Here is a 13219-nt window from a genome sequence, read left to right as displayed (position 1 = left end):
AAAGGAGGCGTACACCCTTCTTTATCATTCACCTTTAAAGCTGGTAGTTATGTATCATCACGTGAAGAAGCTAATGTATACGGTGCGCGTAGGCACCCCCGATCCTCGGTTTGGCAATATGCTGCTGGAGCAGTTTGGCGGCGCCAATGGCGAGCTGGCCGCCGCCATGCAATACACCATTCAGGGCCTGAACTGCGACGACCCAGGTCGCAAGGATTTGCTGATGGATATTGGTACCGAGGAGCTCAGCCACCTGGAAATTATTGGCACCCTGGCCCGCCTGCACCTCAAGCCCACCAAAGAATCCCGGGAGCTGGCTGAGGCCGATCCGCTGGTAGCTATTGCCGGCGGCGGCGGCGTTAACCTCTTCAACTCCCAGGGCAACCCCTGGACGGCCGACTATCTGAAGATTACCGGCGAGCTGGACGTGGACCTGCGCAGCAACATTGCCGCCGAGGCCCGCGCCAAAATCGTGTATGAGCGCCTGATAAATTTCTGCGACGACGCCGGCACCAAAGATGCCCTGCAGTTCCTGATGACGCGCGAAATCACCCATATGAAATCCTTTATGCTGGCCCTGGACAGCATGGGCAAAGACCCGCTGGAAGTGGGCCTGCTAACCCCCACGCCCGGCGTGGTAGATAAGTACTTCAATGCCTCCACCGGCCCCGGCCAAAACGGCGACCGGGACGTGCGCGGCCCCTGGAATGAAGATACTTTCTTCAACTTTGTAGAGTCGCCGATGAAGCCTGCCAAAATGGAGGACCAGGTAACGCACAAAGACATTGAGCGCGAAATCCATCGGTCCGTCCGGTAACCCGGTAGCTTCAGTCAAACGCCAACCAAACGGCCTCCCCAAGCACTAATCAAAGCTTGGGGAGGCCGTATTTTTTCTGGATTACCCACCCATGACGGGCGGCTGATTTATGCGCTGGCTTTATCCAGTGTCGCTAAATCCTCGGCGGAGAGCTGCAGCTGCAAGGCCGGCAGCATCTCATGCACTTGCGCCACGCTGGTGGCACTGGCAATTGGGGCCGTGAGGCCGGGCTGGGCCATAATCCAGGCCAGGGCTACCTGGGCAGGTGTTGCCTGATGGCGGTCGGCTACGGCATCAAGCCCTTTTAGAATGCGCAGGCCCTTCTCGTTGAGGTATTTCTGGCCCACGCCGCCGCCGCGGGGGCTTTTCTGCAGGTCGGCTGCTGAACGGTATTTACCCGTGAGAAAGCCGGAAGCCAGCCCGTAGTAAGGAATTACGCCGATGTTCTCCTGCCGGCACAGCGGCAGCAGCTCCTGCTCAAACTCGGTGCGGTCATAGAGGTTATATAGCGGCTGCAGGCTCTGGTAGCGCGGGAAGCCGTGCTTCTCACTGGCCGCCAGCGACTCGCGCAGCCGTGCCGCCGAGAAATTGGAAGCCCCAATGGCCCGCACCTTGCCTTCTTTCACCAGCTGGGCATAGGCTTCCAGGGTTTCCTCCACCGGCACAGTGGGGTCGTCCTTGTGCGACTGGTACAGGTCGATGTAGTCGGTTTGCAAGCGCTTGAGGGAGCCTTCTACGGCGCGCAGAATGTAGTTTTTGGCGAGGCCTTTGTTTTCAGCATTCACCTCCCAGCCTACTTTGGTGGCAATCACCACGTCGTCGCGGCGGCCGCGCTGCTTCAGCCACTTGCCAATCACGGTTTCCGACTCGCCGCCTACGTGGCCCGGCACCCACACAGAGTAGCCATCGGCGGTGTCAATGGCATTGCCGCCCCCGGCTACAAAAGCATCCAGAATTTGAAAAGAAGTAGCTTCATCGGCCGTCCAGCCGAAAACATTGCCGCCCAAAACCAGCGGGGCTATATGCAGGCCGGAGCAGCCCAGTTCACGTTGTTGCATGCAATAATGAGTTTAGGAAGACAGGTTGGAATATCCGGTAGTAACCGGTAAGTGGGTGGGCTGGTTGTGAGGGTGCTGAAATACAGCACCGGTTGGGCACCCGGAGCCAGATTTACTGCCGGGTTAGTATCCGCCAGCCGTATGCGGACACCGTCAGCTTTTCATCAGGCCGCAACAAAACCATTTCATCCCGAAAAATATCCATCCAGGCGCCTTCTGCGGCAGGAGGCAAGGCCAACTCACGGTCGGCCGGGGCCCGGTTGATAACCGTGAGCACAGCCGCCGGGCCTTTCTGCCGGATAAAGGCATACACTTCCGGGGCGCTTTCCAGGGGCTGAAAATGGCTGGTCGTGTCGCCGTTGCGCAGGGCAGGGTGGTGGCGCTTGAGCTGGAGCAGACGCGTGTAGAAATCCTGTAGCGGGAAATCCTGCCAGTCAATGGGGTCTTTATCGAAGAAGGCCAGGCGCTTGCTCAGGGCGGCTTCCTGACCGGAATACACCAGCGGCATGCCGGGCAGTAGCACCGTGAGCACGGCAAAGGCCAGCGCCAGTGGGCCCAGTCGCTCATACTCGGTGCCGTCCCAGGTATTCACATCGTGGTTGCTGGTGAAGTGCATCAAATACACCGAGGGCGGGTATTTGGCCCGCTCGGCGGCCAGGTAAACAGCAATGTCACTGAGTGGCTGCTTGTCTTCGGCAATGTGGTCGAGCAGGTAGTGCAGGCGCAGGCCGAAGGTCATGTTGAAGGCGTTTTCCAGCAGCCTGGTGTCACTGTTGAAGTCTTCCCAGCTCAGGCCGCCGGAGGGGTACAGCTCGTCCCACTCGGCCAGCATAAACAGCGGCTTTACTTGGTCCAGCTCTTGTCGGGCTTCGTCCCAGAAATCGGTGGGCACCAGGCCAGCCACGTCGCAGCGGTAGCCGTCAATATCTGCCTCGCGCACCCAGTACAGGAGCACATCGGTCATGTAGCGGCGCAGCTCCCGGTTTTGGTAATTCAGCGCTACCACGTCGGTCCAGTCCGGCACGGGCGGAAGGAGCTGGCCGGCGGCATTGCGCTGGTACCACTCCGGATGCTCCAGTACCAGCGGGTTGTCCCAGCTGGTATGATTGGCCACCCAATCCAGCAGCACCTGCATACCCAGGCCGTGCGCGGTTTGCACCAGGTGGCGCAAGTCGTCCAGGGTGCCAAACTCCGGGTTCACCCCTAAATAGTCGCGCACGGCATACTGGCTGCCCAAAGTGCCTTTGCGGCCGACCTCGCCAATGGGGTGAATGGGCATCAGCCATACAATACTGACGCCCATTGCCGCCAGCCGCGGCAGGTGCTCCTCAAATGCCCGAAAAGTGCCTTCCGGGGTATATTGGCGTAGATTTACCTCGTAAATAGTAGCATTAGCCGCCCACTCCGGGTGGCGAACCTGAAAGCGGTGGGCATCGGGGTGGGCAGCGTAATCAGACACAGGCAAGAGAAGCTACAGATACACAAGAAACTCCGGCCGTGTACGGGAAAAGCAGCGGCCGGGAATGGGCCACCGTCAGCTTAACAATATCAGCCCACAGAAAACCCGTTACCACAAGCCGTCCCGCGGCGGGTCAGGCAGTTGCTCATACACGCGGTAGCCGTATGGCGGCACCATTACCTTAGAGCCGGAACCCAGCCGGAGCACCTGCCCGCTGAATACCTCCCGGTACACGCCCGGCCCCAGGGTAGCCAGGGTCAGTTGATGCGGCTGCGCGTCCATGTTCACCGCCGTAAGGACGCCGCTCTTGCCCTTGCGCCGTAGAAAAGCAAAGGTTTTGGCGGGCGAAGCCAGGCGGGTGAACTGGCTGCACGGGTCGCCATTGTGCAGGGCGGGGTTGCGTTTTTTGAGCTGCAGCAGTTTGGTATAGAAATCCTGCAGCGGAAAGTCGTTCCACGGAATGGTATCCTTATCGAAGAAGCGGAGTCGTTTTTTCATAGCGGCTTCCTGGCCACTGTATACCATGGGAATGCCGGGCAGCAGGGCCGTGAGTACGGCTTGGGGCAGGGCGTTTTTGCCCAGTCGCTCGTACTCCGTGCCGTCCCAGCTGTTAATGTCGTGACTGGTGGTGAAGTACATGAGGTAGGTAGTGGCGGGGTAGCGGGTGCGCTCTACCTGCAGGTACTTATCCAGGGCCACTACGGGCTGCTGGCCCCGGCTGATGCTATCCAACAAATAGCGCATGCGCAGGGCGTAGGTGGCATCGAAGGCCTTTTCCAGCATGCCGGTGTTGGAGTTGAATTCGCCTTTTTTCAGGAAGGGAGGGTTATGCAGCTCATCCCACTCGGCCAGCATAAACACCGGTTTCTGCTTTTCCAGCGTCTGGCGGGTCTGGTTCCAAAAATCCATGGGCACCAGCCCGGCCACGTCGCAGCGAAAACCGTCCAGGTCGGCTTCCCGCACCCAAAAGGCCATGCTTTCCGTCATGTAGCGGCGCAGGGCCGGTTTGCTATAGTCCAGGTCGATGACGTCCTGCCAGTCGGAAACGGGTGGTACAAACTGGCCGTTGGGGCCCTTGGTAAACCACTCCGGATGCTCTTTCGCCAGCTTGCTGTCCCAGCTGGTGTGGTTGGCCACCCAGTCCAGAATAACGTGCATGCCCCGCTTATGGGCTTCGGCCACCAGGTGCCGGAGGTCGTCCATAGTACCAAACTCCGGATTGACGGCCCGGTAATCCTGAATGGAATACTGGCTGCCCAGCGTGCCTTTGCGGTTGAGCCGGCCAATGGGCTGCACCGGCATCAGCCACAGAATACCCACGCCCATTTGCTGCAGGCGGGGCAGGTGGGCTTCAAAGGCCCGAAAAGTACCCTCCGGCGTGTACTGACGGATATTCACCTCATAAATGCTGGCCGAATCGGCCCAGGCGGGGTGCTTGATGGTGTACTGCGGCGGGGCGGCCGGGGCACAGTCGGTTTCAGTAGAAGAGGAAGTGCAGGCTACGAGCAAGCTCAGCAGGCCCGCCAGCAGCGGCAGACGAAGGGTGACCATGCGGGAAATTATCAGTTTTCAGGCAGTAGCGCCCATGCGGCAGGCCCGGGAATATCTAAAGCGGTTTACCCCAGCCCTTTGCCATTCTGCCGGCTACAGGCTGGGGTAAAAGCAGGACGCAAACCGAACTTATAAAGGCCTGGTAGTACGCGTGGCCGAAGCCGTATAGTTGGGGTCATAATTTGCACCGCCAAACAGATACAGCATAATAGTGCGGGAGTAGCGCAGGGAAAGGGGCGCAAACAGCACCGTAACCACGGCCACCGAGAGAATATATACCCACACATCGGGGTCGTGGAGCAGATGATACACCAAAAAGCCCACCACCAGCATAATTCCGGTAGAAAAGCCAAAGCTGATATACATGGCGCCCCAGTAAAAGCCGGGCTCCGGCTCGTAGCGCTGCCCACACACGGGGCAGGCCTCGGGCATATCAGTGAGCTTGCTCAGGTTCCAGACGCTATGGTTAAATAAGGGGCCGGTATGGCAGCGCGGGCACTTCTGCGCCAGCATGGCCAAAGGCGTAGATTCTATTTTCTGCATGAAAAGCGGTGCGCAAGCGCATTGAACAATACAAAGCTACTACGATAGAAAGGCACCGGGAAGATGCGTTTGCGGGTTTGTGCGGTACAAATCAATGCTGAGGCGCCGGTGCGTCCTTCTGCTCGGCTTTCCGGTACTGCTCCGGGGTGCGGGCAGTGTGCTTGCGGAAGTAGCGGCCAAAGTAAGAAGCATCTTCAAAGCCCAGCGCATCGGCTATCTGGGCCACCGTTTGGGTGGAGTACGAAAGCAGACGCTGCGCTTCCAGCACCACCCGCTCCTGAATAAGCATGCTGGCCGTTTTGCTCAGATGCCGCCGACACAAAGCATTCAAATGGTTGGGGCTGATGTGCAGCCGCTCGGCGTAGTACTGCACGGTGCGGCTTTCCCGCAGATGCTGGTTAATCAACAGGCCAAATTCCCGCAGTAGCTGCAGACTGTGCGGGTGCTCTTCCGGCGCTTCAACCGCCGTAGCCGGGTAGTGCCGGGCCGCCAGCTCCAGAAAAATGTGCAGGTAGGAGCGTATTACTTCCTCCTGCTGCGGAGCTGGGGAGGAGGCCTCGCGCCACATCTGCTCTACCACGGGCCGCAACTCATTCTCCGGACTGGCCAGATGCAATGCCGGTGGGTGAAGTGGGTTAAAAAACGGGTAGTCGAAGAGCCGGTTGCCGGGGTAGCGGAACAGGTAAAAATCGGGACTAAAAAAGATAATGTAGCCCTGCGCATCCTCGGAAAGCTGCCAGTGATGCACCTGCCCGGGCGTCATAAAAAACACGCTGCCCGGCTGAAGTGCATACGTCACCAGGTCAATAGTATGGGTGCCGTGCCCCGCCGTGACGTAGAGCAGCAGGTAAAAATTATGCGTGTGCGGCGTGCTTACCACGGGGAAGTTGGCCACGTGCCGGTCCAGGCGCTCCAGGTAGTAGGCCCGCCGGGCGGGGCGCTGCGGAAACGAATCAAGGGCCAGAACCGGGACGCCGGGTTTTTTCATAAGCAGGAGGGAGTAGCCGCTACAGCAGGAATGGGCCGACCAAGGGCCGGGAAATAAACAAACAATTGGCCGGAAAGCCAGTACAGTAGCTTTAGTTCACCCTGCCCGTATACGATGCTTGCCAAACTGCTTCTGCTGCTTCGCCGTTTTCTGCACACACATTGGGTGCTGCTGGCCCTGCTGCTGTTCAGCTTCGTGGGCCCCTGGATCATCTTTGTGGAAGTGGCGGAGGATATCTGGGAATCGGGCGGTTTCATTGGCGACAAAGCTATTCTGGAGTTTATTCACGGCTTTGCCACGCCCACGCTGGATAAAATAGCCCTGGCGCTAACCAATGCCGGTGGACCGCCGCCCATGCTCACTGCCGGCTTTGTGCTCACCGCCGGCTTGTTTCTGGCGCGCCGCCGTACCGATGCGCTGTTTTTCGCGCTTTCCACGGGTGGGGCTATTCTGCTGAATCTGCTGGTGAAAACCGTATTTGGCCGGCCCCGGCCCGCTTTATGGGATACGCTAGCCACCGGAATTTATTACAGCTTTCCCAGCGGCCACGCTATGGGCTCTATGGCGCTGGCGGCGGCCATCGGCTTTCTGGTGTGGCGCAGCTCCTGGCGCTGGCCCATCTGGATTCTGGGCGGGCTGTTTGCACTGGGAGTAGGCCTTTCGCGCATGTACCTGGGTGTGCACTATCCTTCCGATGTGCTGGCCGGTTGGGTAGGCTCCCTGGGTTGGGTAGGCGGCCTGCACATTTTGTTCTCACCCGCTTTTGAGCAGCTGCGCGACTGGTGGCACCTGGGCGAAGCCTACTGGCAAAAAGGCCGGGATTACCTCAAACGGAATGGCCATTAGCGCAGCAGCACCAGCCGCTGGTGCTGCCCCGCCATTTCAACCCAATACACCCCGGCGGGCACCGGTTCGCCCTGGCCGTTGTTGGTGTTCCAGGTTATGGTGTGCGGGCCGGCAGTGGTTTCAACCGGCAAAGTTTTTACGATTTCACCCGCTGCGTTTTTGATGACCAGGGGATATTGGCCGGGCTGAAAGAGAGTATACCGCAGCTGCACGCTACCGGTGAAAGTGCGGTTATTGGGCGCTTCCAAAGCCAGCACCTCAGGTGCCAGATCAGCGGCCGGCGTGGTGTTGAGCTGCAAACCCAGAATCGAAATAATAACCGGCTGCTTGCCCAACGGGAAGCGCAGCAGCAGGCTCTTCTTGACGGCATCGTACTGCCAGGCCGTGGCCGCCTGCGCTTCATTATTGAGCAACACGGCCCCCGGCATGGCTGCTACGCGCGGAATCAGCAGCTCTACCGTACGCTGGTTGGGCGCACCGGGGTAGGTGCCGCGCACCGCCGCGCGCAGGCTGGTGCCGCGGGCATTCACGGTACCTTCAAAAGCTATGAGCTGATACGCGTTTTGCTGCTGCGCCTGCGCTGATTTTCCATCATCTTCATACATCGTGAAGGAAGAGGTCTTCACCGCTGGGTCAGCATAAAAGCGCACGCGCAGCGTATCCGTGTGGTAGCGGGCGGTGGTGTTTACGTAGGGTGCCAGGGGCAGTATGGCGCCGGCGCGTACCAGCACCGGAATGCGGGCCAGGGGCGCCGGGCGGGCCACCGTCTGGCCGCCGGGCAGGGTTTCGTGGGTGTGAAAATCAATCCAGCTACCGGCCGGCAGCACCACATTGCGGCGGCGCTGATTGGGCTGCAGAACCGGCGCTATCAGCAGGTTGGAGCCCAGCAGAAACTGGTCGTTGATATTGGCATACTGTGGCAGGTTTTGTGCCGCAAAACGGCGCTGCTGCCGCTCACGCAGTAGGCTGCCGCCCCAGTTGCTGGTAGCGCGGCTATTCCAGCTCCAGGTCAGTTCAGGCCTGCTTACAGCCGGCCATACTGTGTCTGGTTTAGCATCTTCTTCGCTAAATCCGGCTGCCTTCTCCTCGTCAGATAGTGCTTGATGAGGATCTAATTCAAACTCTGCGTAGGCAAAGGTTTCCCCATAATTAATGGGCCGCGTGAGGGGCGTGCCGGTCAGGCTATTCTCCCAGGCCAGGGTATAGAGGTAAGGCAGCAGCTCGTAGCGCAGATGAGTGAAGTTGCGCACCGCACTCTTGTACGGTTCCGGAAACCAGTAGGGCTCCGGAGGCACGCCGGAACCATGCGGGCGCAGAATAGGTCCCAGGCTGGCCATTTGTAGCCAGCGGGTATATAATTCAGGGTCTACGGTATTGCCCGCAAACCCGCCCGCATCGGAATGCATGTAGCCCACGCCGCCCAGGCCCATGCTCAGCATAATGGGCACCTGGGCCTGCAGTCCGCCCCAGGACCGGCTTACATCCCCCGACCACGGAAATACACTGTGGCGCTGCATGCCCGCCCAGCCCGAGCGGCCCAGGTTAAACAGCCGCTCCTGCGGGTATTGCCGGGCATAGCCTTCACTGATAATGCTGGCCCAGGCCTGTCCGTAGGCATTGTGAATTTGGCGCGTGGGGCCGGCCTCATAAAACATATCTACGGGTTGATTTTCCGGCTCGCCTAAGTCACTCCACCAGCCGCCCACGCCGTCCTGCTTTAGCCGGTCGTACTGCTGCCACATCCACTGGCGGGCCTGGGGCCGGAACATATCCAGTAGCGTGGCGGGCCCGGCCCAGAAAGATTCCACCGTGTAGGGCTGACCGTTTTTATCCCGCCCCACCAGGCCCTGGCGGCGCACCAATGCATCGTTGCGGGAGGTGCGCATAATGTAGGGCTCGGTAATCAGGAGGGTTTTTACGCCCGCTGAGTCCAGGCGGCGCATCATACGTTTGGGGTCAGAAAAGTTGGGCTGCTTCCACTGAAAGTCGCCCTGCCGGGTGGTGCCGCCAAACCAGTACAGGTCCAGCACCAGCGCATCCAGCGGGAAACCTTCGCGGCGCATACGGCCCGCCACCCGGTACATTTCCTGCTCGCTCTGATACCCAAACCGGCTTTGAATCAGGCCCAGGGCCCAGCGGGGCGGCAGGGGCTGCCGGCCGGTAAGCCGGGTATAGCGGCTCAGGATTTCGGCATAGGAGTTACCTGCTATAATGTAGTAAGCCAGATTGGTAAGTCCCTCGCCGCGGTACTCCAGGGTGTTTTTATCGGTAGCGCCCAGGTCCAGCGTGCCCGCCGCGTGATTATCGAAAAACAGCATGTAGCCCCGGCTGCTGAGCACGGAGGGGAGACTGACGTTCAGGGTAGGCTCGCCATTCTGGTAGCCGTAGTGGGCCTCGTTGTAGAGGGTGAGCTTGCGGCCGCGGCGGTCTAGGGGCAGGGCCCGGGAGCCGGTGCCATAGAGGTGTTCGTTGGGAGAAAGGCGGAACGAAACGCCCGCACCACCCGGCGTTTTATCCGGGTTGTCGTACCGAAATACTCCTGCAGCGGAAGCGGCTGTCACCACTTCGTCATCTCTCATATAGCGCACCCGCAGCGGGTACTTGTCAATGACCACTTCGCCGGGGCAGCCTGTGCGCCAGGAAAAGGAAGTCTTGGATTCTAAGATGCCAACACAAAACAGCGGCCCGTATTTCGCAATGATATCCTGGTCTGCCGGTCCGTCACAACCCGGGCGGCAGCTGTTGGGAAAAACCGGGTCCTGTTCCTGCACAACACTGATGGAAGCAATGTTCTGCACGGGCTGGCCGGCCGGAAAGTATTCTATCCGTACTACGCCTTCTGCCCAGGGCCGCACCCGCAACGTGCTGCCGTCAGTGCTTTTAATCGTTAGGGTTGACTCACCGTTTTTACCGTCAGCATATATATGACTTTGGTAGTTGCCCAGCGCCTTAATCCGCCCCGGAATTTCGCTTGGGCCGAACGGGTCCTGCGTGGGTGGCCCGCCGCCCGCCCGCTGGCCCAAAGCCGTAAGAGAACCAGACAATAGCAGCAAAGGCAACGTGTGACGTAAGCAACGGAGCATGGCAACAAAGCTTAATGAGCCGGGCAAGTTACTGCCTCGGGCAAGGCAAAGCCAGCGTATCTAAAAAGAGCCCGCCAGCGCCAGCACAACAGCATGCCGCTTCCCGGCGTAAAGAGGTGTCCTAGTTTTCACTCCCACAACTCCCTAGCTCTATGGAAAGCCACGCCGAACACCTCGAAAGCACCATCATTGCCCTCACCGATGGTATTAACCATGGCCTGCACTCCCACCTCGATCCGGCCCTGGAAAGCATTGATGGCTGGATTAACACCCTGCAAAACAACAACGGTAGCGCCGCCATGGTAGCAGAGCTGCAGAGCCTGCGCGGCTACCTGCAAAACGGCGACACCCTGGAGCTAAGCCAGTCCTTACAGCGCCTGGGCCAGGAAACCTCCCTCATGGCTGCCCACCTCCACAATAACCTCGGCGACCAGCTCCGCCACCTGGGTCAAACGCTCATTGCTGCTGCCGGCAATATGAGATTGTCAGCCACCAGATAACTAACGGCATATTCTAAAAGAAAAAGGCCACCCTGCTGCAGGGTGGCCTTTTCTGTTATTCGAATGAATCAAAATAGTTCTACCAGCTTCAGGCATCCAAGCCCGACTAATCCCAGCACGATAATACCAGCTACGGCGCAGCCTACCTTGAATAATTTATCTGACCAAGCATTGCCATTTTCTATCTCCGCAGCCGGCTTGCCATACGGCTCTACATAAATTAGTCTCACCTCGCTGGATTGGTCAATCCAAGACACATTTGTCTGCAGAGAAATGGAGGTTATGTTGGGTGTATCTTTCGCTTCCTCCAGTTGAGCTGCCGCTGATAAGAGGCTTGATGCATAAAGCCGCAAGCCCGCACTATTTGCCTTTATGCAGCAGTATTCTTCATCGACAATATTAGGGATTTCGAAAATTCCAAAATACGCTGACTCAGAATCAGTAACGGACAACTGGTCAATGATTGGCTGTAAGTCAGACGGCTGCATGGGTTCGTTAGTTACTGTCAATACCCCTGCGCCGAGTCATCCCCGCGCGGGTCAGCGCCGCCTTCCAACTGGCCACCGGGCAGCACCCGGATAATATCCAGGCGGCCCCAGCGGCCACGCGGGTTCAGGTGGTAGCCCCGGGCGCGGAGCGTGTCCTGCGCAGCGGGCAATAGCGCGTCATTTTCCATGTCAATCACGTCTGGCAACCACTGGTGGTGCAGGCGTGGGGCGGCCACGGCCTGCTGGGCGTTCATTCCATAATCCACAATGTTCAGAATGCTTTGCAGCACTGAGGTGATGATGGTGCTGCCGCCGGGGGTACCGGTCACCAGCTCCAGCTTGCCATTCCGGGTCAGGATGGCCGGCGTCATGGAAGAAAGCATGCGCTTGCCGGGCTGAATGGCATTGGCGGTGCCACCCACCAAACCATAGGCATTAGGCGTGCCGGGCTTGCTGCTGAAATCGTCCATTTCATTGTTCAGCAGAAAGCCGCCTCCCGCCACTACTACTTTGCTGCCGTAGCCGCCATTGAGCGTGGTGGTGCAGCTCACGGCATTACCCTGGGTATCTACAATGCTGTAGTGCGTGGTCTGGTCCGATTCGTATCCGGGCAGGCCCGGGCCGGCGGTTACATCTTTGCTGGGCGTGGCGCGGTAGGGCAGGGTGGTGGCCATGCGCTGCTTATTGTAGCTGGCGGCCAAAAGCTGCGGCACGGGCACGCGGCCAAAGTCCGGGTCGCCGAGGTAGGTGGCGCGGTCGGCGTACACGCGGCGCTCGGCCTCCGTAATCCAATGCACGGCCTGCGGGGAGTGCCAGCCGGCTTCGCCCAGATTGTAGGGCTCCAGCATCTGCAGCATCTGCAGTAAGGCCACGCCTCCGCTGCTGGGTGGCGGGAAGGTGAGCACCTGATGGCCGCGGTACTGCCCGTGCAAGGGCGTGCGCCATTTGGCCTGGTAGCTGAGCAAATCTTTTTTGGTGATAAGTCCTTTGCCCTGCTGCATTTCGGCCACAATGCGGGTGGCCGTTTCACCCTCGTAAAAACCCGCCCGGCCCAGGTCCCGAATGCGGCTGAGTGTGGCGGCCAGCTCGGGGTAGCGGATAAGGTCACCGGCTTTCCACTCGCCCTGCTCACGCACGTAAGCAGGTAGGTGGGTGGCGTTGAATTTCCGGAAAGCTTCCTGATTGCCGTTGAGGCCGGCAGCTTCTTTTTCGGTTAGTTTAAGACCCTTGGCAGCCAGATCCACGGCGGGCTGCACCACCTCTTGCCAGGGCAGCTTGCCCAGCTTTTTGTGGATTTCTACCATGCCGGCCACGGTGCCGGGCACGCCCACGGCCAGGTGGCCCAGGGTGCTGCGGTCGGGTACTACGTTGCCCTGCGCATCCAGGTACATATCCCGGGCCGCGGCCGCCGGGGCCGTTTCCCGGAAGTCCAGCGCACCTTCGGTGCCATCGGCGCCGCGGTAAAGCAGGAAGCCGCCGCCGCCTATATTGCCCGCGGCCGGCAGGGCCACGGCCAGCGCAAACTGCACGGCCACGGCCGCATCATAGGCATTACCGCCCTTTTGCAAAATCTCCACGCCAATGCGCGAGGCCTCCGGGTGCGCCGAAACTACCATGGCTTTGGCCGTAATTACGGGCGTAGCGGCGGGAATGGGCGCCGCCAGGGAAGGCGCCGCCGCTGTGGTAACCGGCGTCTGGGAGGTGGTGCAGGCAAAGAAAGCCGCCAGAGAAAGCGGCAGGAAATATCGTTTCATACCCGGCGAAGATAAGAGGTGAAACGTCTACGCATAGGCCGGTGCCTTGGGATTATGGGAAACAAAAAGATGGCCTCTTTCCAGAAAGCGCTACCATAATTCCCCGCTCCTCGTAGTTTTGACCCAAACCCG

11 protein-coding genes are annotated in these 13219 nt (G+C 59.4%); 3 read left to right on the top strand and 8 right to left on the bottom strand.

Translation table 11 applies throughout. The features are described from left to right. Nucleotides 1-49: 49 nt before the first annotated feature. The gene (locus tag PK28_RS13505; RefSeq protein WP_082017114.1) at nucleotides 50-817 is read left to right on the top strand and encodes a manganese catalase family protein; all 768 of its coding nucleotides are present in this window, start codon (nucleotides 50-52) and stop codon (nucleotides 815-817) included. A gap of 107 nt (nucleotides 818-924) precedes the next feature. On the opposite strand, the gene PK28_RS13500 is transcribed toward PK28_RS13505, so the two are convergent. The 5 genes from PK28_RS13500 to PK28_RS13480 form a co-directional block, all read right to left on the bottom strand. Further along, nucleotides 925-1875, bottom strand: a complete 951-nt coding sequence (locus PK28_RS13500; protein WP_044514666.1) for an aldo/keto reductase — start codon at nucleotides 1873-1875, stop codon at nucleotides 925-927. A 112-nt stretch (nucleotides 1876-1987) separates the two neighbouring features. Further along, the gene (locus PK28_RS13495) at nucleotides 1988-3334 is read right to left on the bottom strand and encodes an alpha-amylase family glycosyl hydrolase (protein ID WP_052430565.1); all 1347 of its coding nucleotides are present in this window, start codon (nucleotides 3332-3334) and stop codon (nucleotides 1988-1990) included. A gap of 108 nt (nucleotides 3335-3442) precedes the next feature. After that, complete coding sequence (locus PK28_RS13490; RefSeq protein ID WP_044514660.1) at nucleotides 3443-4885, bottom strand: alpha-amylase family glycosyl hydrolase; 1443 nt, start codon at nucleotides 4883-4885, stop codon at nucleotides 3443-3445. A gap of 129 nt (nucleotides 4886-5014) precedes the next feature. Beyond that, nucleotides 5015-5428 (bottom strand): DUF983 domain-containing protein, encoded by a 414-nt coding sequence (locus PK28_RS13485; RefSeq protein WP_044514657.1) that lies wholly within the window; start codon nucleotides 5426-5428, stop codon nucleotides 5015-5017. Nucleotides 5429-5519: 91 nt separating this feature from the next. Next, complete coding sequence (locus PK28_RS13480; RefSeq protein WP_044514654.1) at nucleotides 5520-6416, bottom strand: AraC family transcriptional regulator; 897 nt, start codon at nucleotides 6414-6416, stop codon at nucleotides 5520-5522. Between the two features lie 114 nt (nucleotides 6417-6530). On the opposite strand from PK28_RS13480, the gene PK28_RS13475 reads away from it, so the two are divergent. Continuing rightward, a complete protein-coding gene (locus tag PK28_RS13475) occupies nucleotides 6531-7262 on the top strand; it encodes a phosphatase PAP2 family protein (RefSeq protein ID WP_048826044.1) in 732 nt (243 codons plus the stop codon). Here the strand turns inward: PK28_RS13475 and PK28_RS19170 are convergent. Continuing rightward, nucleotides 7259-10345 (bottom strand): TIM-barrel domain-containing protein, encoded by a 3087-nt coding sequence (locus PK28_RS19170; protein ID WP_082017113.1) that lies wholly within the window; start codon nucleotides 10343-10345, stop codon nucleotides 7259-7261. The genes PK28_RS13475 and PK28_RS19170 overlap by 4 nt on opposite strands. A gap of 152 nt (nucleotides 10346-10497) precedes the next feature. Between PK28_RS19170 and PK28_RS13465 the strand changes: the two genes are divergently transcribed. After that, entirely contained in the window at nucleotides 10498-10845 is a 348-nt protein-coding gene (locus PK28_RS13465) for a hypothetical protein (RefSeq protein WP_044514651.1), read from the top strand. A 68-nt stretch (nucleotides 10846-10913) separates the two neighbouring features. Here PK28_RS13465 and PK28_RS13460 read toward each other — a convergent pair whose 3' ends face one another. Both PK28_RS13460 and ggt read right to left on the bottom strand, forming a co-directional pair. Next, a complete protein-coding gene (locus PK28_RS13460) occupies nucleotides 10914-11333 on the bottom strand; it encodes a hypothetical protein (RefSeq protein ID WP_044514647.1) in 420 nt (139 codons plus the stop codon). Nucleotides 11334-11350: 17 nt separating this feature from the next. Further along, nucleotides 11351-13087, bottom strand: a complete 1737-nt coding sequence (ggt, locus tag PK28_RS13455) for a gamma-glutamyltransferase (RefSeq protein ID WP_231576161.1) — start codon at nucleotides 13085-13087, stop codon at nucleotides 11351-11353. Nucleotides 13088-13219: the final 132 nt, after the last annotated feature.

Origin of the sequence: Hymenobacter sp. DG25B (assembly GCF_000801315.1) — a bacterium.
GTDB lineage: Bacteria > Bacteroidota > Bacteroidia > Cytophagales > Hymenobacteraceae > Hymenobacter.
The sequence above is the reverse complement of the archived record's forward strand: the minus strand, read 5'-3'. Positions and strand labels throughout refer to the sequence as shown.